Source organism: Erythrobacter sp. S227 (assembly GCF_057364925.1).
Genome location: NZ_CP200280.1, coordinates 1955001 through 1977141, shown reverse-complemented (window position 1 = coordinate 1977141; position 22141 = coordinate 1955001). Strand labels below are relative to the sequence as shown.

Annotated in this window: 23 protein-coding genes (1 of these 23 running past the window's edge); 11 read left to right on the top strand and 12 right to left on the bottom strand. The window is 57.6% G+C overall.

What is annotated here, in order from left to right; all coding sequences use genetic code 11:
- The first annotated feature begins 79 nt into the window (after positions 1-79).
- Positions 80-3214: a beta strand repeat-containing protein gene (locus AC0V6Q_RS09295; RefSeq protein WP_486168102.1), complete on the top strand. Its 3135-nt coding sequence runs from the start codon at positions 80-82 to the stop codon at positions 3212-3214.
- 98 nt (positions 3215-3312) lie between these two features.
- Here the strand turns inward: AC0V6Q_RS09295 and AC0V6Q_RS09290 are convergent, their stop codons facing one another.
- The 7 genes from AC0V6Q_RS09290 to AC0V6Q_RS09260 all read right to left on the bottom strand — a co-directional run bounded on the left by AC0V6Q_RS09290 (position 3313) and on the right by AC0V6Q_RS09260 (position 8091).
- Positions 3313-3936 carry a riboflavin synthase gene (locus tag AC0V6Q_RS09290; protein WP_486168101.1) on the bottom strand — a complete coding sequence of 208 codons (624 nt, stop codon included), beginning with the start codon at positions 3934-3936 and terminating at the stop codon, positions 3313-3315.
- Positions 3937-3954: 18 nt separating this feature from the next.
- Positions 3955-4935: a bifunctional diaminohydroxyphosphoribosylaminopyrimidine deaminase/5-amino-6-(5-phosphoribosylamino)uracil reductase RibD gene (ribD, locus tag AC0V6Q_RS09285; protein WP_486169286.1), complete on the bottom strand. Its 981-nt coding sequence runs from the start codon at positions 4933-4935 to the stop codon at positions 3955-3957.
- Complete coding sequence (locus AC0V6Q_RS09280; RefSeq protein ID WP_486168100.1) at positions 4932-5396, bottom strand: hypothetical protein; 465 nt, start codon at positions 5394-5396, stop codon at positions 4932-4934. Before AC0V6Q_RS09280 ends, ribD begins: the two co-directional genes overlap by 4 nt.
- 176 nt (positions 5397-5572) lie before the next feature.
- Positions 5573-6058, bottom strand: a complete 486-nt coding sequence (locus AC0V6Q_RS09275; RefSeq protein WP_486168099.1) for a DUF4402 domain-containing protein — start codon at positions 6056-6058, stop codon at positions 5573-5575.
- Between the two features lie 211 nt (positions 6059-6269).
- A complete protein-coding gene (locus AC0V6Q_RS09270) occupies positions 6270-7007 on the bottom strand; it encodes a M48 family metallopeptidase (RefSeq protein ID WP_486168098.1) in 738 nt (245 codons plus the stop codon).
- Positions 7004-7480, bottom strand: a complete 477-nt coding sequence (locus AC0V6Q_RS09265; RefSeq protein ID WP_486168097.1) for a YcgN family cysteine cluster protein — start codon at positions 7478-7480, stop codon at positions 7004-7006. The genes AC0V6Q_RS09270 and AC0V6Q_RS09265 overlap by 4 nt, the downstream gene beginning before the upstream one ends.
- Positions 7468-8091 (bottom strand): SCO family protein, encoded by a 624-nt coding sequence (locus AC0V6Q_RS09260; protein WP_486168096.1) that lies wholly within the window; start codon positions 8089-8091, stop codon positions 7468-7470. The genes AC0V6Q_RS09265 and AC0V6Q_RS09260 overlap by 13 nt, the downstream gene beginning before the upstream one ends.
- Before the next feature lie 143 nt (positions 8092-8234).
- On the opposite strand from AC0V6Q_RS09260, the gene AC0V6Q_RS09255 reads away from it, so the two are divergent.
- From AC0V6Q_RS09255 to AC0V6Q_RS09235, 5 genes are all read left to right on the top strand, one after another.
- Positions 8235-8831: an ankyrin repeat domain-containing protein gene (locus tag AC0V6Q_RS09255; RefSeq protein ID WP_486168095.1), complete on the top strand. Its 597-nt coding sequence runs from the start codon at positions 8235-8237 to the stop codon at positions 8829-8831.
- Between the two features lie 13 nt (positions 8832-8844).
- A complete protein-coding gene (locus AC0V6Q_RS09250) occupies positions 8845-9522 on the top strand; it encodes a COQ9 family protein (protein WP_486168094.1) in 678 nt (225 codons plus the stop codon).
- 147 nt (positions 9523-9669) lie between these two features.
- On the top strand, positions 9670-10215 hold the full coding sequence (gene ssb / locus AC0V6Q_RS09245) for a single-stranded DNA-binding protein (protein WP_486168093.1): 546 nt from the start codon (positions 9670-9672) through the stop codon (positions 10213-10215).
- A gap of 132 nt (positions 10216-10347) precedes the next feature.
- A complete protein-coding gene (locus AC0V6Q_RS09240; RefSeq protein ID WP_486168092.1) occupies positions 10348-10764 on the top strand; it encodes a hypothetical protein in 417 nt (138 codons plus the stop codon).
- The gene (locus AC0V6Q_RS09235; protein ID WP_486168091.1) at positions 10761-10970 is read left to right on the top strand and encodes a helix-turn-helix transcriptional regulator; all 210 of its coding nucleotides are present in this window, start codon (positions 10761-10763) and stop codon (positions 10968-10970) included. Before AC0V6Q_RS09240 ends, AC0V6Q_RS09235 begins: the two co-directional genes overlap by 4 nt.
- Here the strand turns inward: AC0V6Q_RS09235 and AC0V6Q_RS09230 are convergent.
- A complete protein-coding gene (locus tag AC0V6Q_RS09230; RefSeq protein ID WP_486168090.1) occupies positions 10967-11524 on the bottom strand; it encodes a YceD family protein in 558 nt (185 codons plus the stop codon). The two genes, AC0V6Q_RS09235 and AC0V6Q_RS09230, sit on opposite strands and share 4 nt — an antisense overlap.
- Positions 11521-12048, bottom strand: coding sequence for a ubiquinol-cytochrome C chaperone family protein (locus AC0V6Q_RS09225; protein ID WP_486168089.1), 528 nt, complete (start codon positions 12046-12048; stop codon positions 11521-11523). Before AC0V6Q_RS09225 ends, AC0V6Q_RS09230 begins: the two co-directional genes overlap by 4 nt.
- Before the next feature lie 341 nt (positions 12049-12389).
- Between AC0V6Q_RS09225 and AC0V6Q_RS09220 the strand changes: the two genes are divergently transcribed.
- The 5 genes from AC0V6Q_RS09220 to AC0V6Q_RS09200 all read left to right on the top strand — a co-directional run bounded on the left by AC0V6Q_RS09220 (position 12390) and on the right by AC0V6Q_RS09200 (position 18062).
- The gene (locus AC0V6Q_RS09220) at positions 12390-12815 is read left to right on the top strand and encodes an outer membrane protein assembly factor BamE (RefSeq protein WP_486169285.1); all 426 of its coding nucleotides are present in this window, start codon (positions 12390-12392) and stop codon (positions 12813-12815) included.
- 47 nt (positions 12816-12862) lie between these two features.
- Positions 12863-13423, top strand: coding sequence for an ATP-dependent protease subunit HslV (gene hslV / locus AC0V6Q_RS09215; protein WP_486168088.1), 561 nt, complete (start codon positions 12863-12865; stop codon positions 13421-13423).
- Positions 13424-13435: 12 nt separating this feature from the next.
- A complete protein-coding gene (hslU, locus tag AC0V6Q_RS09210) occupies positions 13436-14737 on the top strand; it encodes an ATP-dependent protease ATPase subunit HslU (RefSeq protein WP_486168087.1) in 1302 nt (433 codons plus the stop codon).
- Complete coding sequence (locus AC0V6Q_RS09205; RefSeq protein WP_486168086.1) at positions 14734-15135, top strand: ACT domain-containing protein; 402 nt, start codon at positions 14734-14736, stop codon at positions 15133-15135. The genes hslU and AC0V6Q_RS09205 overlap by 4 nt, the downstream gene beginning before the upstream one ends.
- A gap of 62 nt (positions 15136-15197) precedes the next feature.
- Positions 15198-18062 (top strand): M16 family metallopeptidase, encoded by a 2865-nt coding sequence (locus AC0V6Q_RS09200; protein WP_486168085.1) that lies wholly within the window; start codon positions 15198-15200, stop codon positions 18060-18062.
- 6 nt (positions 18063-18068) lie between these two features.
- On the opposite strand, the gene AC0V6Q_RS09195 is transcribed toward AC0V6Q_RS09200, so the two are convergent.
- The 3 genes from AC0V6Q_RS09195 to AC0V6Q_RS09185 all read right to left on the bottom strand — a co-directional run.
- A complete protein-coding gene (locus tag AC0V6Q_RS09195) occupies positions 18069-19910 on the bottom strand; it encodes an ABCB family ABC transporter ATP-binding protein/permease (RefSeq protein ID WP_486168084.1) in 1842 nt (613 codons plus the stop codon).
- 67 nt (positions 19911-19977) lie between these two features.
- Positions 19978-20979, bottom strand: a complete 1002-nt coding sequence (locus AC0V6Q_RS09190; protein ID WP_486168083.1) for a retroviral-like aspartic protease family protein — start codon at positions 20977-20979, stop codon at positions 19978-19980.
- 116 nt (positions 20980-21095) lie between these two features.
- Positions 21096-22141, bottom strand: partial view of a lipopolysaccharide biosynthesis protein gene (locus AC0V6Q_RS09185; RefSeq protein WP_486168082.1) — the 3' portion only. 484 nt of this gene lie beyond the right edge of the window; 1046 of the gene's 1530 nt are visible here — the last part of the coding sequence; its start codon lies off the right edge, out of view; it ends in the stop codon at positions 21096-21098.

Sequence of the window (22141 nt, the reverse complement as noted above, 5' to 3'; positions counted from 1 at the left end):
TTGCGTATGATTTTACATGCGTTTACCTTTCATTAAGCAAAGCGCCTTTTGGGCGTGGGTGTATTTGGGGGAAAATCTGATGAAGAAGACAGCACTGCTTGGTGTGAGCATTATCGCATTGTCGGCCGCTGCGCCTGCCTTTGGGCAGAACCAGAGCACGGTTACGCAAACCGGCAACAACAGCGCAGTCGATGTGACGCAAGGCGGACCTGACGGCGGCAACGACTCGACCGTCGATCAATCGGCCAATGACAGTAATGTCACAATCAATCAGGAAGGTTTTGACGACGACCTGAGCGGCGCAACGAACACCAGTTCGGTTACCCAAGCGGGCGACAATCAGGATGTTCAGTCCACGCAAGTCGGCGACAATCAGACATCATCGGTCATCCAAAGTGGTGTCGATATGGAAGCGTTGCTCATCCAAGGCGGCACGGGCAACTCTTCGACTATCAGCCAGTCTGACACGAACAACTTCGCCGACGTTATTCAGGACGGTGATGACAACATCTCGAATGTCACGCAGTCCGATGAAGACGGTACAGTGGATGTCGACCAACTGGGCGAGCGCTTGACCAGCACCATATCTCAACAAGATGACAACGATCAGAACGCAGTGGTTCTTCAAACCAATGCGGACAACACATCGACCATTACACAAAGGGCTTCAAACAGCGACGTGTTCGTGACGCAAAGCGGCGCCGAAAACACGTCAACTGTTCTGCAAGGCAATATTTCTGACAATCAGGAAGCGACCATCCTGCAGACCGGTGATCGCAACACCTCTGATGTGCAGCAGGGCTTTGATATCTCCGGCCCGCTAGACGATGACAATGTCACGTTCGTCACGCAAAACGGCGATGACAACACCGCAGTCGTTCGTCAGATCAACGAGCGAAACCTTGCCGACATCCTTCAGGAAGGCGACCGCAACGAAGCCCGCGTCGAGAGCCAGGGCACCGGCGTTGCGGGTGGTGGCAATGAGGACAATATTGCCGACATCGACCAGTTCGGCGATGACAACTTTGCCTCTATCAACCAGCCTGGTGAAGACGGCACTTTTACAGTTGTCCAAAACGGTTTCGACAGCTCGTCCATCGGCCTGCAATCAGGCAGCAACGACACAGCGTCTGTTACCCAGAATGGCGAGTTCGACAGTTCGATTGTTGAGCAGTCCGGCTCTGGCAACGCTGCAACCGTGACGCAGGAAGGTTTCGACCTCGATCTTAGCCTCGCCGCCAACTCGAGCACGATCCTGCAGTCAGGCACTGACGGTACAGCAACCGTCGATCAGGTTGGCGACAACCAAAGCTCGTTCATCGCGCAAAGCGGTTCGGTCAGTACCGCGTCAGTGGTCCAAGGCGGCGTTGGTAACTCATCGGGCGTCACACAAAGTGGCACCGATGTGACGGCAACTGTGAACCAGGACGGCGATGGCAACTCATCGACGGTCACGCAGGCCAATGCCTTGAGCGATGCTGTGGTTTCCCAAACGGGCGACTTCGACACTTCGGTTGTCGCGCAAACGGGCATCGATGAGCAAGCCAACGTCGATCAGGCTGGTGAAACAGGCGTCAGCGAAGTCACACAGAGCGGTGACAGCAACTTTGCTGACGTCTTCCAGCGCGGCGCTGAGAACACCTCGTTCATCACGCAGAGCGGGACCGACGGCAATGTCGATCTTGATCAGACCGGCGATGAGAACTTCTCGAACGCCATCCAGGCTGGTTTTGAGGGTGATATTCTCGTCAATCAGAGCGGCAGCGACAACAGCTCGATCGTTAATCAGCAAGGTGACGCCACAGGCTTCAACTTTGCAACCATCGATCAATCGGGCAATGGCAACACGTCTGAAGCTGTTCAGTTCAACAACAGCAACAACGCCAATATTTTGCAAAGCGGGGACAACAACACCTCTTTCGCAACGCAAACTGGCACTGGAGAAACCGCTGATGTCGATCAGATTGGCGAAGGCGCGACGTCGAACATCGTTCAGGTTGGCGCGGGCAATTTTGCGACTGTAAACCAGGAAGGTATCGACCTCGACGCATCCGGCGCCACTGATACAAGCTTTGTCACGCAAGGTGGTACAGGCCAGGAGGCGGATGTCCAACAGGTCGGGGATGGCAACTTGTCAGACGTTTTCCAGGACAATGCGGACAATACCGCAAACGTGCTGACCGCTGGCATCGGCAACTCAAGCTTCGTGACACAGACTGGCCTCACAGGTCTTGCTACGGTCGACCAGCAGGGCGATGGTAACTCGTCGGTCGTTGCGCAGGGCGGTGCCAACGCTACCGCTGATGTGAGCCAGCAGTCCAATTCCAGCAGTTCGAACGTGAACCAGGCGGGTGACGATGTGCTGGCGCTTGTAACACAGACCGGCGACAACCAGAATGCCTCGGTGGTACAGCTTTCCGCTGGCCCAACCGGCGGTGTTGATCTCAACAACGGCGCGTTGATCGACCAACAAGGTGATGGCAACACCGCCAACATCACCCAGTCTGGCGGCTTCTCCGCCTTTTTCAATGTGCTTACTGGTACTGGCCTTTCGTCAGGTCAGATTGCTGAGATCCGCCAGAATGGTTCCGGCAACACCGGTACCGTCACGCAATCGGGGACGTCCAACATCGGTCGCTTCGAGCAGAATGGCGATGACAACAGCGCGACGATTGGTCAGACTGGGCAGGATTCGGACTCCAGCTTCGCTCAGACCGGTAACAACAATACGGCTAATGTAACTCAGGCGCTCACCGCACCTCCGGGTGGCATCGCCTTTGCTGACCCGAACCAGGTGGGCGACGGTAACTCTGCGACAGTCGTGCAGGATGGAACCGTCACCGGTTTCTTCACGACCCGGGCTCAGTCAGCGCAAATCGGTAACGGCAACAGCGTGACCACCACCCAGTCGGGCACTGATGATCTCGTATTCGTCGACCAGATTGGCGATGGCAACATGTCGACGGTGAACCAGCTTGCTGGCGGTATCAGCAACGAGGGCGACATCAACCAAACAGGTGATGATGGCATTTCCGAGCTTACCCAGTCAGGCACAGATCAGTTCGCTGAATTGTTCCAGTCGGGCGATCTGAACACCAGCCTGATTTCCCAAGCCGGTGCGACCAACACCGCGACCGTGACGCAAGCGACCGACGGTAACTTCTCTTCGGTCAGCCAAAACGGTACGGGTAACTCGGCAACAGTTACCCAGTAACTCTGGCAGCAAAGACCCATAAAAAGGGGGCGGGAGAGCATATGCTTTCCCGCCCCCTTTTGCATTCGGATTGCTGAGTGAACTTAGCCCCAAGTCGCCTAACCCTGTGCAGCGAGCCCTTGCATCCGCTTCAGATAGCGGGCCAGCACGTCGATCTCGAGATTGACAGTATCGCCCGCTTTCAGCTCGCCCAAGGTTGTGACCTCGGCAGTGTGCGGGATGATGTTGAGCATGAAATCGCATGCGCCATCGGCTTGGTCCTGAACCTCGTTCACGGTGAGAGAAACACCGTTGACCGTGATAGAGCCTTTGCCCGCAATATAAGGCGCCATCTCTTGCGGCGCGCGGATAATGATCTTCCAGCTGTCGCCGGTTGCCTCGGCCTCGACAACCTCGCCCACACAATCGACATGGCCGGTCACAATATGTCCGCCAAGCTCATCACCAAGGCGCAAGGATGGCTCCAGATTAAGCTTCGCGCCTTCTTCCCACATGCCTGCATGCGTGCGACTAACGGTTTCGCCTGACACATCAACGTCGAACCAGGCATCACCCGCCTCTCCTCCGCGAGCAACCACGGTCAGACATACGCCTGAACAGGCAATCGAGGCACCGATGTCGATGCGCGCGGGATCAAACGGCGCAGTAATCCGCAGGCGCAGATCGCCGCGCTGCTCGGCCTTGGCAACAGTGCCGATTGCAGTGACTATTCCAGTAAACATGTCGGTCTCGTATCCTCTTTATCGCACCCGCACATAAGAGGTGAAGGTGTCGCTGCCAAGCTGCCGCGTTTCGGCAAGGCACCAGCGGCCATGCGCATCCGAGAGGCTTTCAAGACCGATGTCGGTAAGTGCGCTTTGCCCGTCGCCGACAAGGATCGGTGCGCGGTAGAGGTGCAGCTCGTCGATGAGGTCTTCTGCGAGAAAGCTCGCTGCCGCGACGGCGCCCCCTTCAACATAGAGCGATTGGGTGTCTTCAAGGTCCGCAATCTGCGCGGGCGAGTTGATGACTTGCGTGTCTTTCGGGATCACTCCGCGGGTGAGCAGAACGCGGTCAGGACTGCGGTTTTCAAGGCCAGGGAGGCGCACATCAAGGCGCGGTTTATCGGCTCGCCATGTGCCGCCCCCTACAAGGATCGCATCCTGACGGGCACGGTGCGCATGGACATGGGCCCGTGCCGCTTCACCCGTAATCCATTGGCTCGACCCATCGGTAAGGGCAATGCGCCCATCGAGGCTCATCGCGAGTTTGAGCGTCACGTATGGGCGGCCCAATGTCATCTTGGCCAGGTAAGTCTTGAGGCTTTGGCGCGAAGCCTCGTCCTCCAATACGTCGACCTTGATGCCGGCCTTCTCGATCCGGTCGGCCCCGATACCCTTGGTGCGCTTATCGGGGTCCCACTGGCCGATAACGACCCGGTCCGGTTTTGCTTCGACCACCAGATCGCTGCATGCCGGACCTCGGTCCGATTTATGCGCGCAAGGTTCAAGTGTGACGTACAATACGGCGCCCTTCGCTCCGCCGTTGGCAAAGCCTTCCAATGCCTGCGCTTCTGCATGTGGTCGCCCGCCAGCCTGGGTAATCCCGCGCGAGATCACGCGCCCGTCTTTGACAAGAATAGCGGCGACACCGGGGTTGGGGCGACACAGCGGATAGGCTCTTGCGGCGAACTGCGCGGTCGCTGCTATCCAATCGGCATCGCTGGGGCCTTGGTCGGTTATGGCGCGGGGCTTTCTGAGGTAGGCTCAGCGCCGTCATCGGACTGATTTTCGGAGGCCTGACTGTCGGAGGCCTGACTGTCGGAGGCTTGTTCCCCCGAACCTGTCGTACCCGCTGCAGGCCCGAATGCGGCCTCTCGCTCTGCCCGTTCTGCTGCTTCCTCGGCTGCCCGTGCTTCTCTTGCGCGTCGATCGATTTCTTCGACATCCATGCCCGCTGCAGCGCCAAGGGCTTTGTAGAGTTCGCGCTTGCGATCAGCCAAGGCTTGCGCGTTAGCCTCGCGCATGTCCTTGATCTCTTGGTTGGCCTCGTTTGAAGCCATAATCTCGTTGTCGGTCCGGGTTGGATCGAAGGTTGTAATATAGGTGATCGATGGACGCTCCGGGTCTTTGTAAAGCGTTTCGCCCGAAAGCCACCAGAAGATCATCCCGAATGGCACCATAGATGCGAGCAATATCGGCACGCGTAAGGGATTGGGTTTTCGGAATTCATTCCAGAAGTCGGCGACCCCGGGGGCCGGATTGAATCGAGAATTAGCAAGGCGGCTGCGCATAACATTCAGGGATATAGGGCGTGTCTTGGAACAGCGCCAGAGGGCAAAGCAATACGGGCCGAGCGAGGTGGGCGCAATGATCGGGGCTAAGGATACTCTACGCTTATCGGTACGCGCCCGCGCAAATTGCCTGCGGCCTTTTGGTCTGCACCAAGTACCAGCGTGCCCGAGAAGCTGAACTCCAATTGCCCGAAGCTGTCGAGAACGGCGAATGTATCTACGTCGGAGACAAAGTCCCGAATAATTGCGTTCCCCCCCTGATTATCGCGCATGCTGACTTCACTGGGAAGGCTGATCATGACTTGTTCGAAAGGAGCGCCGGTAATCATCGCACGGCCTGTGAACGGCATTCCGCCCAGGTCATCGACGTCACCGATCAGGGTCTTCTCGCCTGTACTAAGGTCAAGGATCACTCTGCCTTCACCATCGCCCAAAAGGACGACGCGGCCAAAGTCGATGTCGCTTTCGATGGTGATGGAAAGCCGTTCGCAATTGGGTCTGCCATTGCCGTTTCCATTGCCATTATTGCCCTTGTCCTTGTTGTTGCCATTACCACGGCAGCCGGGCGGCAAGTCACAATTCGGGCAGTTTCCCTGAGCGAAAGCCGGCGAATTTGCTGCAGGCACACAAAGGCTTATCACCGCGAGCAGAGGCGCGAGGAGGCGCGTGCTGACGTGTAAAACCCGAATGAAGCCTGTCCAAAACATGACTGCATTCTAATTTTACAAGGTTAACGAAAAACTACGTAGTCGCGCGTGAGGCAGAATGCGGACGATCTTTACCTTAGCCGAAGGCCGAATACAGCGTGCGCCCATTCGTTTTCAGCCATTGATCCGCATGGGAAATGTCCCCTTCGTAAATGCTGCCAAGGAGCGCATGAAAGGCGGGACTGTGATCAAAATGGACAAGGTGAGCCACTTCATGCGCGGCAACAGAGCGGCGCACATGATCGGGGGCTTGCACTAGCCGCCAGTTGAGACGGATGCGCTTTGTGCCTGATGCGCCGCCATCTGAACAACTGCCCCACCGTCGTTGCGCGCGCGACAATCCTACCGGAACAGGCTCAAGCTCAGCCCGTCTGGTGTAATGGGCAATGTCTTCTACAAAAAGGCCAAGTGCTTCTTTCTCGAGCCAGCGTCTAAGGCGTCCCTCAAGCCCCGTCTTTGGGCCACCTATTTTTATGGTGCTGCGGCCAAGAGTAGGCTTCCTTGGGTGAGTCTCGTTCCATGCGACCTGCAATTCGGACCCGCGAAACCGGATATGGCTTCCGTTCCCCACTTCCATTTTGCGTGGAACTTTAGCGTGCTGCACGGCCAGCCATTCTTCGCGCAATTGCGCAAACGCAATCGCTTCGGCCGAACGCGCCCATTTTGGCAAGGTAATGCGGATCTCGCTCCCGTCGGGGGCAAGGCGCATTGTCAGGCGTTTGGCTGTGCGATGCCGTTTCAAAACGATCGGCACTGTCTTACCGTTCAGCTCGAGCTCGGGTTCAAGATGAGATCGTTTGAGCCAGTCGATCATGTTTCATCTGCTTCAAAAGGCACAGCGTTCAAGGGACGGTCCCAATCGACAATGTGATGTTCCAGCGGCCCCGCGTCGTTCTCGCTTATCACCCGTCCAGCAACTGAAACCCCGGCGCGAACCACATCTTCCCGGTCGCCGGTGATCAGATAATGCCATTCGGGCAAAGGCCGCCCTTCCGCCCGCACACGGTATGCACAAGTGGAAGGAAGCCAGGGCACGTCTTCGACAATCGAGAGCGTCAACCGCATGCAATCGGGCACGAAGGCCTTGCGATTGCGATAGTCGCTGCACTGTGCGGTTGAACAATCGAGAAGTTTGCACGCGACATTGGTGTCTTCAATTTCGCCCGTATCCGCATCTTCGATCTTGTGTAGACAACACCGCCCGCACCCGTCGCAAAGCGCTTCCCATTCAGGCCGCGAGAGATCGGCGAGCGGCAGCTGCCAGAAATTGTCTCTCAATTCACCCATTTCGCCAGTTCCCGGGCCACGGCATCGGCTCCTTCATCGGCGGGCAGGGTGGCAAGCGGCTCTCCTGCAGGGCCAAACAGATAGACGATGCGCGAATGGTCCATCAGATATCCGCCCCCATCGCTTTCTTCCCCGCGCGCATAAAAGACACGGAATTTCGAGGCTGCATCGGCGATCTGCTCGGGCGTACCGGTGAGCCCCATCAGGTCATCGGAAAAAGCGCTCGCAAACTCGCCAACGACTTCGGGCGTATCGCGCTCCGGGTCGATGGTGATGAAAATCGGCTGGATGTTGGCGGCTAGCCCGGGCTCTTCTTTTGCAAATGTGGCGAGCCCTTGGGCCGTGCGCTGCATGTCGGTGGGACAGATATCGGGGCAGTATGCAAAGCCGAAATAGACGATGCGATACTTGCCGTCGAAATCGCTCCACCGGACGGTTTCGCCGTCTTTATTGGTAAGCTCAAAATCGCCGCCGATGTCTGCGCCGGTCAAAGGTGGCTCCCCGTGATCGACCGCGTTACTGCAGGCTGACACGCCAAGCGCTGTGCCTACTGCGAGAGCAAGCAGGGCGCGTTTGGGAAAAGAACGGGAGGGATTGGCTTGAATGTTCATCGTCTGCTAATTGCTCATCCGTGACATGAGAGGAAACGTAACTATTTTTCTCCCATCATCCGTTTACCTGACAGGAAAAGCGAAAGGTTCAAAGCGTGGGTTTCTCTGTTTTGCGCAAATTAGGGTCTAAATTGCGAATTGCTATGGTGCTTGTTGCCAGCCTTCTCGCTGTGAGCGCGCTTCAGCCCGCCTATGCGCAGTTTCAATCAGATGGCTACAAGTTTCTCAAAGCGGTGAAAGACCGCGACGGTGATGTGGCAACCGAAATGTTGAGCGAGCCGGGCACACAGATTGTGAACTCGCGCGATATTACCACGGGCGAAAACGGCCTCCACATCGTGACGGCGCGCCGTGATACCCTGTGGATCAGGTTTTTGGCCGGTAAGGGATGCAACCCTAATGTGCGCGATCGCAACGGTGTCACACCGCTGCAAATCGCAGTGCGCCTCAATTATGTTGAAGGGGTCGAGGAGCTGATCAAAGCGGGTGCGGATGTCGATATTGCCGATAGCCAGGGCGAAACTCCTCTTATGACCGCCGTGCACCAACGCAATGTCGCTTTGGTGCGCCAATTGCTCGAAGATGGGGCGGACCCGGACGTAAACGACAACACTGGGCGCTCTGCACGCGATCATATGATGCGTCTGACATCCAACACACTGATCGCGCGCGAATTTGAAGAAGCGGACAAGAAACGCGAAGGCAAGGCCCGGCCCAAGCAATACGGCCCCTCTTTCTAGGACAACTGATCCCATGATATCCTCCCCTGATTTTGCCGATATGACCTTGGACGAACTTCGCGTGGCATTGGCCCCGGAAATCGCTGCGTCGGCTGTGTTTGATGGGTGGAACGAAACCGCCCTTGTGGCAGCTGCTGAAATGGCGGGCGCGGATGTCGACGTGGCAAAGCTCGCCTTTCCCGGCGGCATGTCACAATCGATGGATATGATTGAGGCATGGGTCTCCCATGTCGATCAGGCGATGGAAGAGGCATGGCCTCAAGACCGCCTTGCAGAGCTCAAAATCCGCGAACGTATCCGCACTCTGGTCGCTTTCCGACTGGAGGCGGTGGAGCATGTGGATGAGGCGGTTCGCCGCGCGCTTTCGGTCATGGCAATGCCGCACAATGCGCCGCGCTCTTTGCAATTGGGCTGGCGCTCAGCGGACATAATGTGGCGTCTGGCCGGTGACACTGCGACCGATTACAATCACTACACCAAGCGAGCGATCCTCGCCGGGATCTACTCGGCAACGCTTGCTGTCTTTGTGAATGATGAAAGCGAAGGCAAGGCGAAGACCCATGAGTTTCTGGGCCGCCGGATTGATGGCGTAATGAAGTTCGAAAAAGCAAAAGCGCAGTTTTTGAACAATGACCGCGAACTTCCCAGCCTCACCCGCTTTCTGGGCCGATTGCGTTACCCCAGCCGCTAATTCGCGGATTGAATTCTAGGTCGGGAAAACGTGGCACGCAGCCTCGCCACTCTTCGCGCCTTGTCCTATGAAGACTCAAGAGATTCGCGGTCTTTACAGGCCGTGCCCAAGTCTTGGGGTACAGTTTTCATAGGAAGGAATGCGCAAATGGCGGGCTCGCTCAATAAAGTAATGCTGATCGGCAATCTGGGGGCGGACCCGGAAATTCGCTCCTTCCAGAATGGTGGACGCGTTGCAAACTTGCGCATTGCGACCTCTGAAAACTGGAAAGACAAAAACACCGGCGAGCGCCGCGAAAAGACCGAATGGCACACCGTTGCAATTTTTTCTGATGGCCTTGTCAATGTGGTTGAGCGTTACCTTAAAAAGGGCTCGAAAGTCTTCGTCGAAGGCAAGCTTCAAACCCGCAAATGGCAGGACCAAAACGGCCAGGACCGCTACTCGACTGAAGTGGTGATCCAGGGCCTCGGCGGCACTCTTACCATGCTTGATGGTGCAAGTGGCGGCGGCGGCGGAATGGGCGGTGGCGGCCAGGGTGGCGGCTACGGCGGCGGTGCTGGCGGCGGCGGAGGCCAAGGCGGCGGCGGCTGGAACCAAGGCGGCGGTGGTTCTGGCGGCGGCTCCGGGGGCGGTGCTGGTAGCGGCGGTGCTGGCGGCGGCTATGATGATCTGGACGACGATATTCCGTTTTGATGTGCTCAAAAAAGGCAGATTTCACGGGGCCTCGCGATTGTATTGCGGGGCCTTTTTGAATTGGTCATGTTAAAATGTTTTGACATTCCTCGGAATATGTACAAAGGTTTTTACATATTTGAGGAGTTGATCATGCTTTTGTCCAAATACAACCGGCGCCATTGGGGCCTAACTCTCGCGGCTTTGGCGCTCACAATCCCGTTCGGATTGTTCGTCGGCTATGCCTCGCGCACCAACCTTTTGGGCGATAATGTCTGGCTCACATATGGCGTGTTTCTGGCGCTGGGGGCTGGGGTATGGGCGGTAACGATCCTGTGGTGGCGCAGCCTTGACGACGTGCATCGCCACGGTCAGATGACGAGTTGGTATTGGGGGAGCCTCTTTGGCGGCTTTGCGTTTCTGCTTTGGATTATCGCGAACAACGACCACCACACATCCTATAGCGAAGGCGCGTTTCATATGTTTGTGGCACAGTTGGCGCTTGGTCTTGTACTGTACGGAGTTTGGAGACTGCGCGGCAGTGCTTTTGGGCAAGGGTCTTCGGAGTGAGAAACTGCCTTCGCGACCTGCGTAAAGAGCGCAGTCTTAATCAGGCGGACCTTGCCGATGCGCTTGGGATTTCTCGCCAGACGGTGATCGGGATTGAGGCTGACAAATATGACCCCTCGCTGCCAATTGCGTACCAGCTTGCGGCCTATTTCGATCTGCCGGTTGAGGATATTTTCTTCAACCCGTGGCGCGAGACACCGGCCTAATCCTTAGCCAGCCCCCGCAGCATATCGGCGAGCGGGCCTTCAGCCTCGCCTTCTTTAGCTATCCCAGCTTTCTTGCGCGCTTCGTCGGCGTTTGGCCCTTCGGCGTATGGGTCAATCGCAAGGCCGAGGGTTTGCGCGACCGCTTCGCCCAGATCAAAGGCATCGCCCGAATATTCGATCTCGTCGCAATCCTCGGCATCAAGCTCGACTTCAATCTCGCCGTCTTCATGGACAGCCGGGTCAAGAGTGCCCTCTTCGACAAAACGCAGGTCGAGTGCCTCTTCGACATGGGCGGGGAAATCCTCACCCGAAATTGCGCAAAGTTGACGGATGGCCGCTTTGAGCGAGCCGGTTGCCCGGATTGCTGATCCGCGCTGTTCGACATCGATCTGGGCGCGAAGATGGTCGATCCCTGCAAGGCTGAAACGTTTTGCCAATGCCGCGCGTTCGCCAGCATCCGCTTCGATCACGATCGGTTCGGCTGGCAGGCCTTTGACCTTGACGAGCCTTTCCAATTCGCTGGTTGGTAAGGTCTTATCGCTATCTGGCTTCATGCGATCTGGTTTGCCTTAAGGATCTGCTTGTCGTCAAATTCGGCAAGGCGCTGCGACAGTGCCAGAAGCTCGGCCGCGATTTTCGCGCTGCATTCGCCTTCGTCCGCGCCTTCGCTGAAAGTCACATTGCGGGAAATCGCATCGGTCAGTTTCGCGTGGTCTTTATTCATAAAGGCCCCGCGATACGCGCCAAGCCTTCCGCCCAGCACGCTCATCAATTTGCCAACCCGCTTGCCGATCACGACATCGTTGACGCCAAACTGGCGCAGTTGACCGTCCATATCTTCGACAAAAAGCTCCGCCAAAAGCGCGCTTTCTGAACGCATCTCGCTTGCTTCGACCCGGACCATTACCGCGCACAGGATCGCCGTGATCATGTCAAACCGGCCTGCGACCGTGTCGGCGACCATGTAGTCGGTGTAGAATTGCGGTTTGCGGGCGAGCTCCACCACCCGGTGCCATAAGGGGCGCACAGCTTCGCGCGGGTCAGGGCCAGTGCCCAAAAGGCGGGAGAGAAATGACATGACTTCCTTTCATCAGCGCCGGGTTAAAGCGCCCGGTGCGTTTCTATGCCTCTCTGAACGGTCGGGGCACAAATGCGGTTCCTTGCCGCGTCCAAGCTACGGGGCTTTTACGCATTCAGCCGCAATTCACCGCGCAAACTCCAGCACTTTCGCTTGAACGCACATTGCCAGCGCCCGCTACACCGATTAAGGCGTTAGGCTTAAGCCTTCTGGGCGATATAGGCCCCTTGTCCACAGCGGCAAGTGGCAGGACAAGACGGGATTTAACTTAGCATATGCGTAAAGCTTCCCAAGGAAGAGCATTGTCGAAGAGCAAAGTGATCAAGGTATCAGCGATCAGTATGGCTGTGCTGGCCGTTGCAGGTTGTTCCTCTATCCGCGAATCGCGCGGTTTTGTGAACGACCCTTTGCTGGTGAGCACAGTTCAGCCCGGGATCGACAATCGTCGCTCGGTCGAAGGCACGCTCGGTCGGCCCACTTATGAAAGCCAGTATGGCGAAAAGACCTGGTATTACATCTCCAGTGTCACGGGCCGCCGCCCATTCGTACGCCCGCGCATCAACGAACACGCCGTGCTGACTGTTCGTTTCGACGATGCTGGCAATGTTGCATCTGTCGAAACGAAGGGTTTGGATGAGGTTGTCTACCTCCAGCCTGATGGTGACAAGACGCCGACCCTTGGCCGTGAACGCGGCTTCCTCGAAGATCTGTTCGGCAATATCGGACAGGTTGGCGGCGCTGGTGTTCCGGGTGCAGGTGGCCCTTAAGGCCTGCCAATCTTGACGGTTTAACCCGCATCCCCATATCGTGGGCTATGAACGATAAAGCGGCAAGCCACGGCCTGATCCAGTGGCACGGCACCACCATCATTGGCGTTAAACGAGGCGACAAGGTCGTTATCGCTGGCGATGGCCAGGTTTCCATGGGCAACACCGTGATGAAGCCTAATGCGCGCAAAGTGCGCCGGATCGGCGAGGGCGGTAAAGTCGTCGCTGGCTTTGCAGGTGCCACGGCTGACGCCTTCACCCTGTTTGAACGGCTCGAGAAAAAGCTCGAGCAGTATTCCGGACAGCTTTTGCGCGCGAGCGTCGAGCTTGCCAAGGATTGGCGCACCGACAAATACTTGCGCAATCTCGAAGCGTTGATGATCGTCGCCGATGAAGAGAGCCTTCTGGTGCTCACCGGCAATGGCGATGTGCTCGAACCCGAAGGCGGGATCGCCGCGATTGGCTCTGGCGGAAACTACGCTTTGGCTGCGGCCCGCGCGCTTTCCGATTATGAAGAAGATGCAGAGCAAATCGCGCGCAAGGCCATGGCTGTTGCAGCGGACATCTGCGTCTTCACCAATGGCAATTTGACCGTAGAAACGGTTTAGGAACTCCCTGACATGGATAATCTCACCCCCAAGGCGATCGTCGCCGCATTGGACGAACACATCATCGGCCAAAAGGAGGCCAAGCGAGCGGTCGCGGTCGCGCTACGCAACCGTTGGCGGCGTCAGCGCTTGGGGCCGGAACTCAAGAATGAGGTGACGCCAAAGAACATCCTTATGATCGGTCCAACCGGCTGCGGTAAGACCGAGATCAGTCGCCGCTTGGCGAAACTTGCCGAGGCTCCTTTCGTAAAGGTCGAGGCGACCAAGTTCACCGAAGTCGGCTATGTCGGACGCGACGTTGAACAGATAGCGCGCGACCTTGTCGAAGAGGCGATCCGCCTTGAAAAAGAGCGCCGCCGTGAAAGCGTGCGCGAGGCCGCAAGCGAGGCTGCGATGGAGCGGCTGCTCACCGCGCTAGTAGGCGATAATGCATCGGAGGCCACCCGCGAAAGCTTTCGCCAGCGCATCGTTCAAAACGCCATGAACGAGGTCGAGGTTGAGATCGACATTGCCGATACTGGCAACGGCATGCCCTTCGACATGGGCAATATGGGCGGCAATATGCAGATGATCGACCTGTCCGATATGATGGGCAAGGCGTTCGGCAAGGGCAAAACCAAGAAACAGAAAATGCGCGTGCCAGAGGCGTGGGATAAGCTCGTCGATGAAGAAGCGGACAAGCGCCTTGATGATGAAGACGTAAGCCGCACCGCGCTGCAAAATGCAGAGACCAATGGCATCGTGTTCCTGGACGAGATCGACAAGATCGCCGTTTCTGATGTGCGCGGCGGCAGTGTCAGCCGCGAGGGCGTACAGCGCGATCTTCTCCCGCTTATCGAGGGGACGACGGTTGCGACCAAATACGGTCCGATGAAAACCGACCATGTGCTGTTTATCGCATCAGGCGCATTCCACGTTGCCAAGCCTTCTGACATGCTGCCAGAGCTTCAAGGCCGTTTGCCCATCCGTGTGAACCTGCGCGCTTTGACACAAGAGGACTTTGTACGCATTCTTTCCGAAACACGTGCGAACTTGGTGGAGCAATACAGCGCGCTTCTGGGCACCGAAAAGGTCGAACTCGACATCACCGAAGACGCAGTTCAGGCGGTGGCGACCATCGCAGCACAAGTGAACGAAAGCGTCGAGAACATCGGCGCGCGGCGTTTGCAAACGGTGATGGAAAGACTGCTCGAAGAAATTAGCTTCGAAGCGGAAGAGCACGCAGGCGAGACGGTCAAGGTTGATGCAGCTTACGTGCATGAGCGGCTGGGCGAGCTTGCCGGTGACAGCGATCTGTCGAAATATATCCTGTGAGCGCAGGACCCGTCTCGGCATTGGGGGACATGCTTTCGGGCATGTCGCCAAAGCTCGATGACCGGCCTTTCGTCTTTATGCATGTCTCTAGGGAAGGCGCGGTATTACCGCCCGGCGCTTTTGCTTTGATCGAGGAAGACGAAGGCAAAACGCTTGTCGCGCCTGCGACGGAGGCGGGCCAAAACGGGCACTTCGCCCGGCTCACGCTCCAGGTCCACTCTGCGCTCGAAGGGGTCGGGCTCACCGCCGTCGTCTCAACCGCACTCGCGAAAGCTGGCATCGCCTGCAATGTGATCGCGGCTTTTCACCATGACCACCTGTTCGTGCCTTGGGAACGACGCATGGAGGCTATGACCGTTCTTGACAGTTTAAGCGAAGAAGCACGCAGGCGAGGTTGAAACTGTAGAGCGCACGCGCTTTAAGTGTGAGCCAGATGATTTCTCCCGAAAAGGCTCCCTTCATGCTTCGTAACATTCTTCTCGCAGGCACGGCTGCATTGGGCCTTGTTGCGAGCGCTCCTGCCTTTGCCCATGAAAATGGTCATGCAGATGACAATACGGGTGAGCATGCCTCGCAGCTTACGGCCCCTCCGATCGACTACACCATGTGGACGCTGGACAATGGCCTTCGTGTGATTGCTGTACAGGATGACGGGACCAGCACGGTCACAACATCGCTCTGGTACGAAATCGGTTCAAAGCATGACCCGGACGGGCGCTCCGGTTTCTCGCATCTGTTCGAGCATATCAGCAGCCGCAAGACCGAGAATATGCCTTACAATCTCATCTATTCGCTCACCGCGGATGTGGGGGGCACGCGCAATGCGTCGAATTGGGTCGACCGGACCAATTATTACGAACAAGTGCCTGCGCAATATCTTGAAACCATGCTTTGGACCCACCGTGAGCGGATGGCCAATCTGGTCGTGGACGAAGAGGTCTTTGAAACCGAGCGCGGCGTTGTGAAAGAGGAACTGCGCCAACGCGTCCTTGCGCCGCCTTATGGTCGTCTGCAACGGTTCATTATTCCTGAAAACGCCTATGATGTAATGCCCCACAGGCGTGCCGGGATCGGCTCGATTGCCGATCTTGATGCGGCAAGTTTCGAAGATGCGCGCGCCTTTTACGAAGCCTATTACGGGCCCGATACAGCAACCCTTATTGTAGCGGGGAACTTTGAGCTCGATGCGCTTCGCACGCTCGTTGACGAGTATTTTGCTGATATTCCGGCGCGCGAAGATCCGGTTTCGACACTTGTCGCTGAATTTGAGCCAGAGTTGGACGCGCCGCGAACGATCAATGCAACCGCACCCAATGTGCCCTTGCCGGTGATCGGGGGCGTTTGGAAAGGTCAGGCGATCACTCATCCGGATGCGCCGGCAATCCGCGTCTTGATGACGATCCTTAGCGGGGGCGAGAATAACAGGCTCACCAATGCCTTGGTCCGAAAGGGACTGGCGGTCGAGGCGTCAGGCCGCGCGCCCATGTTCCGCGATGCGGGCCATATGAGCGTCTATGCACTCGCGCGGTCCGACAAGCTTGAGGCGGCTGGTGAGGCGCTCAACGCAGAGATCGCGAGATTGCGCGCTGAATTGGTGAGCCCGGAGGAGCTCGCCGAGGCCAAAAGCGAGATAATGGCAAGCTCGCTTCGACGCCGCGAGACAGCGCGGGGCCGCGCGTTTGAGCTGGGCGAAGCATTGATGGCAAGCGGCGATCCTGATTATGCTGACCGTGGCCTCGCGTTGATCACCATGGTCACACCGAGCGATGTGCTGCGGGTGGCACAGCGTTATCTCGATCCGGAACGCCGCGTTACGATCGCCTATCGCAATGGCCCTGAAGATGCGGCTTCTTATGCGAACCCTGTGCCAATGCCTGACTTTGGCACGTTGAAAGCTGCCTCTGCGCCCATTCGCTCGGTCAAACCCGAGGGCGAGCGCGAGCAACCGCCCGGACCTTCGTCCGCGCCTGAGATTGTCGCGCCTGAAATGGTCGAGGCGACGCTATCCAACGGCATTCCGGTGATCGCTGCTCAAACTGGCACCGTGCCGATCGCCACCGTTTCAATGGTGTTTCCAGGCGGGAGCAAGACTGATCCGGAGGGGCATGAAGGGATTGCCGAGCTTGCGGCCTCTCTTGCGGTCAGCGGGTTTTATGAAACCGATGCGCAGACTATTGCCGCGCGGTTCGAGAGCCTTGGCGCAAGTTTTCGCGGAGAGGCGGATAGCGACGGTACGACCTTCTCTCTAACCGCGCCCACGGCGAATCTTGCGGAAGCGGGTGACCTGGCCGCGCGGATCATCAAGGGCGCGCTTTATCCGGATGAGGAATTCCTGCGCGAGAGGGCCCGCCGGATTGAAACTTTGCGCGTAACGATGACAGACCCCAGCGGCGTTTCGCGCCGTGCTGCTCGAACCGCGCTTTATGGCGATGCTCCATACGGCAACCACCCCGAGGGGACGCCAGAAAGCCTTGCCAATATCAACCGCAGCGATCTTCTCTACCACCGCCAGCATTTCTTCCACCCTGACCGGATGCAGATCGTCATTTCAGGCGGGCTGACGAGCGATGATGCCATCGCCGCAGCTGAGGCAATGTTCGGGGATTGGGAAACGCCCAACGCTGTAGGCCGGATTGTAGACAATGCCGCGGGAGAGGCGGCGGCGCCTCGTACAATCGTGGTCGATATGCCCGGCGCAGGACAGGCAGCGGTGTTTGTGGCGCTGCGTGCGCCTGCTCGCGATGCAGAGCACTTTGATGCATTGCAAATTGCCAACGCCGTATTGGGCGGCGGATCTAGCGGGCGATTGTTCGAAGAAATTCGCACCAAGCGCTCGCTTTCCTACGGGGCCTATTCGCGCATTGAGGGCCGCAAGGATGGCTCGCTCCTTACCGCAAGGGCGCAGACCCGCAATGAATCAGCTCACGAGGTCGCTGCAATCATGTTGGGCGAAATCGCGAAACTTAGTGCCGAGGACCTCGATGAGGAGCTGCTCGACCGCCGCCGCCTGTATTTGCAAGGAAGCTATGACCGGGTGATGGAAACAAGCTCTGGCTTCAACGCCATTGTTTCCGGACTTCTTTTGCATGGCCTTCCGGCATCAGATGCTACCCGAATGGCTGAGCGCCTGGCACAGGTTGACGCATCCGCTGCCAATGAAGCCGCGCGCGGCGTGATTGACGCAAAAGAGGCCACATTGGTGGTTGTTGGTGAGGCGGCTCAGTTCCTCGATGATCTTCAGACGATCAGGGACAATATCGAGGTGATCGGGCTGGATGATCTGGACCTTTCCAACCCGGATTTGCGCAAAGTGGTCGAGGAATAACGCTTTCTAATCCGCTTTCTCGGTTTCGCGGTTTTCCTGCGCCTGTTGGGCCCACATATCGGCGTAAAGGCCACCCTGGGCCAAAAGCTCGGCATGTGTTCCGCTTTCGCGCAAAGTGCCGTGATCGAGCACGATGATGCGGTCCGCATCCGCAACGGTTGAGAGCCGGTGCGCAATCGCGATGGTGGTGCGACCTTGGGCAAGGCGTTTGAGCGTGCCGAGGATTTCCTGCTCGGTGCGCGTGTCGAGCGCGCTGGTCGCTTCATCGAGAAGCAGGATCGGCGGATTTTTCACAAGGGTGCGCGCAATCGCAACGCGCTGTTTTTCGCCGCCTGAAAGCTTGAGGCCGCGCTCGCCCACCATCGTTTCAAACCTGTCACCCAGCCGTTCGATCAGCGGCATGAGCGCTGCATCGCGCGCGGCTTGCTCGACAGTCTGCTCGTCCGCGTCTTCTGCACCGTAAGCGATATTGTAGGCCAGCGTATCGTTAAAGAGCACGCTGTCCTGCGGCACGATCCCGATTGCCGCGCGCACGCTGTCCTGCTGGCATTCTGCAATGTCCTGACCATCGATGAGAATGCGCCCGCTACCCGGATCGTAAAAGCGGAAAAGAAGCCTTCCGATGGTGCTCTTGCCAGCGCCCGACGGCCCCACCACCGCAAGCGTTGATCCGGCGGGCACTTCAAAGCTCAGCCCGTTCAGAATTGTGCGATCATCATCGTAACCGAAGGTCACGTTGTCGAATACAAGGCTGGGCTGATTGACTTTGAGTGCTGGTGCACCGGGCTTATCCTCGACCTCAACCTCGGTATCGATCAGGCTGAACATCTGAGCCATATCGACAAGCCCCTGCCTAATGGTGCGATAGACCCAACCGAGCAGATCAAGTGGCCGGAAAAGCTGCATGAGGTAGGTGTTCACAAACACAAGGTCGCCAACCGTCAGCTCGCCCTTGCTCCATCCCCAGACGCTGTACATCATCGCGCCTGCCATCAAAGAGTTGGTGATCCCGGACTGCACGACGTTCAACAACGCAAGCGAGTTTTCCGATTTCAGTGCCGCATTGGCGTAAGCGCAAGCTGCGCTGGAATAGCGCTTCTGCTCGCGCTCCTCGGCTCCGAAATATTTGACCGTCTCGAAGTTCAGGAGCGAATCCACTGCGCGGTGAAGTGCCTGCCCGTCCAGATCGTTCATCTCGCGGCGCAGCTTGGTGCGCCATTCGGTGATCCACCGCGTGGTGAAGATGTAAGCGAGCACGCACAGCGCGGTTGCCGCAACCAACTCCCACCCGAAATTGAGGTAGAAGATGACGCCCACCGCGATCAGTTCGATGGCGGTTGGGGCGATGTTGAACAGCAGGAAGTACAGCATCATGTCGATGCTTTTCGTTCCGCGCTCAATGATCTTGGTGACTTCGCCCGTACGCCTTGTCAGGTGGAAGCGAAGCGACAAGCGGTGGAGCCGGTGAAAGACGTCTTCAGCAAGGCTGAGCGTTGCCATTTGCCCGACACGCTCGAACACGACATTGCGCAAATTATCGAACAGGAGCGAGGTGAACCGGCCAAGCACATAGGCAGCAACCAATGCCATCGCGACCTGGGCTGCGCCTGACATATCCTCAAGCGCGCCTGCTCCCTCCATCGCATTGACCGCGCCTTTGTAGGCAAACGGCAGCGACAAAATGACGGCTTTGGCCATGAGGACCAACCCCATCGAAACCACAATCCGCGTCCGCAGGCCCGGGTTGTCGGCAGGCCAAAGATAAGGAAGGAAACGCTTTAGCGTTGTCCAACCTTCGGCATCGACGGGCTTGGTGGGGCGATCAGAAGTGGCGGTGTCGGGCGGCATTGCCCGTCCATGTGGAGAGCGAGCCGTGCAACCGCAAGGCTTATCGCCCCTCGTTTAGTCTATAAGGTCAGGGACGAAGAGTGCTGCCTGCTCCTCTGGTTCGAGCCCGGCGCATAGCGCGCGCTACATCGCGCGGCACATCGAACAGGACCCGGCTTTCGGCAAAATCAATCGCTACCCGGTCAAAGATACGCAGGTGCTGCATCCCTAATGCAAGCACCGGCTTGTCGCCCAGACCAAGCGCTTCGAACGCCGGCGTGTCAGCAAAGGTCAAACCGACATTGTTAAGTGCAAGGCCACCAATTTTCAGGGAGCGCACCATTTGCATCTCACCGGCCAATTGCACGCCGTTTACGTCCGTGGTGATAACTTCTTCCGAGCGCTTGCGACGGATTTTTTCTCGTAAGGCAAGGCTGCCAATGCTCGCCTGCGCTCCGGTGTCGATAATGACGGTGGCACGGACGCCTTCGACAATCGCATCGGTGATGAGCAATTGTCCGAACTGCTGATTGGCGCGAACCACGATTTCAAAGCCCGAGCGATAGTTGTCGAGCTTCGAGACGTCTTGCACAGCGATGGTCTCTTCGCGAAAATCAATGAGCACACGGAAATCCTGCAGACTGTCGAGCCCGAGAATGCCCATCGCGCCAACATTTCGTGCGTCGAGAACAGGAGATATGAGGTCGGTCACCGTGTGCTGGCCAAAGGTCATCGTTTCAACCTCGACCAAATCAACCGAGCGGCGGCTGGCCATACCCACCAGAGTCGCTGTGCCCGATGGGGTAAGAGCAAGGCTGCGGTTGATCTGATGCGTGACAGCGGTTGCCTGGCTGCCGGTATCGATCATGAAATCGAACGGGCCTGCGCCTTCGATCATCACAGGCACCGTATATCGCCGCGAGCGATCTTCATCCAGATCAAGGATTTCGGTTGCGGGATCGGTAAAATCTGGGGCGACAGCCTGCGTCTCCAGTCCTTGGCCGGTAGCAGGCGGTTCGACTGCAACGGCCGCTGCGCTTGACGCGAGCAAGCTTGAGGCGATGGCGGGGAGGGCGCAAAGGAGGCTCATCAAACGTCTCTTCGGTTGTGCCCTTCTTGTGGGCTGATGCATAATGCTCAGTGCAGAGTATCAGAGATGTGAGCAGGGCCCAAATCAATCAGGCGAACGAGAGCCGAGCCTCGGACTTAAGCGATCTGCGCTGAAGCCTTTTTCGGATCCCGGTTTCTCAAAAGCGCCCAAGTCTCGCGAACAATCTCACGGTACGCGAACCAGAATGTCGCGGCGTACACCGCGGCGCCAACGCTTGCGCTTAAAAGGAGGGCAAAGAATGGGCTCTCAATGGGCAAGACCGCTTGAACGCCAAGCACCGCAATAATCAGAGCCGCGCATGCTACGATTATGGGTAGCACGGCCCGGATCAGCTCGAACGGTGTTACACCGACGCGCGGCAAAGTCACCGTAAGGGTGATCGCACAAAGAAGCGGGGCCGACATCCACCACGCATGAACCAGACCCAGCGCGCCGTCGCTGATATGCCACAAGAACATCGCCGGAAAGATCACCGCGCCAGCAATCGAGGTAAACAGATAGACCTTTGGCCTGCCCATCGCGTTAGTGACCGGTGAACAGATCAGGTGGAGCGCAAATGCAGGCATCGCAGCCGCCAGCCCCGCCACGATCGGGATCAATCCTGTCCACTTGTCACCCATCAGTACCGGGATCACGTGCTGCGCGGTCAAGGCGAGGCCTATATATACAGGCGCGCTAACCATCATCACTAGACGAACCGTCTTCAGGAAATAAGGGCCAAGCGGCTTGTCCGCCCGGTAAAGCTCGGAATAGGCAGCGAGAGCCACTTCGTTAATGGGCGGAATGAAACGACCCGTTACAATGAGCGCCAGGAACAAGGCCTGAGTGTAAAGCCCCAGATCGTGCGTCTCGAGAAGGCGGCCCGCAATCGCCACATCGGATTGGCTCTGGATTATCCAGAACAGCTGACACAGTGTAAGCGTGCCGCCGTATGTGAAGAGGTCCCATGCCCCCTTGGGGTTGAAGACCGGCATCACCCAGAATCGCGCTGCCCACATAAGTCCAACCGCGCGGCTCACGAATATGGAAAGCCCTGCATATATAAGGGCCCATACGCCCCATCCCGCCCAGGCAAGGGCAAGAGCGGTCATCGCGCCGACAAGTGCGCTCGCCATATTGGCCTGGCCTTGCTTTCGAAACT

Bases quoted from the DNA above. Each gene is read 5' to 3' on its own strand.
- AC0V6Q_RS09220 (WP_486169285.1), top strand. From the start codon at position 12,390: ATGGCTGTGCTGGCCGTTGCAGGTTGTTCCTCTATCCGCGAATCGCGC.
- AC0V6Q_RS09200 (WP_486168085.1), top strand. From the start codon at position 15,198: ATGCTTCGTAACATTCTTCTCGCAGGCACGGCTGCATTGGGCCTTGTT.
- AC0V6Q_RS09260 (WP_486168096.1), bottom strand. From the start codon at position 8,091: ATGAACATTCAAGCCAATCCCTCCCGTTCTTTTCCCAAACGCGCCCTG.
- hslV (WP_486168088.1), top strand. From the start codon at position 12,863: ATGAACGATAAAGCGGCAAGCCACGGCCTGATCCAGTGGCACGGCACC.
- AC0V6Q_RS09190 (WP_486168083.1), bottom strand. From the start codon at position 20,979: ATGAGCCTCCTTTGCGCCCTCCCCGCCATCGCCTCAAGCTTGCTCGCG.
- AC0V6Q_RS09225 (WP_486168089.1), bottom strand. From the start codon at position 12,048: ATGTCATTTCTCTCCCGCCTTTTGGGCACTGGCCCTGACCCGCGCGAA.
- AC0V6Q_RS09230 (WP_486168090.1), bottom strand. From the start codon at position 11,524: ATGAAGCCAGATAGCGATAAGACCTTACCAACCAGCGAATTGGAAAGG.
- AC0V6Q_RS09270 (WP_486168098.1), bottom strand. From the start codon at position 7,007: ATGATCGACTGGCTCAAACGATCTCATCTTGAACCCGAGCTCGAGCTG.
- AC0V6Q_RS09295 (WP_486168102.1), top strand. From the start codon at position 80: ATGAAGAAGACAGCACTGCTTGGTGTGAGCATTATCGCATTGTCGGCC.
- AC0V6Q_RS09195 (WP_486168084.1), bottom strand. From the start codon at position 19,910: ATGCCGCCCGACACCGCCACTTCTGATCGCCCCACCAAGCCCGTCGAT.
- hslU (WP_486168087.1), top strand. From the start codon at position 13,436: ATGGATAATCTCACCCCCAAGGCGATCGTCGCCGCATTGGACGAACAC.
- AC0V6Q_RS09265 (WP_486168097.1), bottom strand. From the start codon at position 7,480: ATGGGTGAATTGAGAGACAATTTCTGGCAGCTGCCGCTCGCCGATCTC.
- AC0V6Q_RS09240 (WP_486168092.1), top strand. From the start codon at position 10,348: ATGCTTTTGTCCAAATACAACCGGCGCCATTGGGGCCTAACTCTCGCG.
- AC0V6Q_RS09290 (WP_486168101.1), bottom strand. From the start codon at position 3,936: ATGTTTACTGGAATAGTCACTGCAATCGGCACTGTTGCCAAGGCCGAG.
- AC0V6Q_RS09255 (WP_486168095.1), top strand. From the start codon at position 8,235: ATGGTGCTTGTTGCCAGCCTTCTCGCTGTGAGCGCGCTTCAGCCCGCC.
- ssb (WP_486168093.1), top strand. From the start codon at position 9,670: ATGGCGGGCTCGCTCAATAAAGTAATGCTGATCGGCAATCTGGGGGCG.
- AC0V6Q_RS09250 (WP_486168094.1), top strand. From the start codon at position 8,845: ATGATATCCTCCCCTGATTTTGCCGATATGACCTTGGACGAACTTCGC.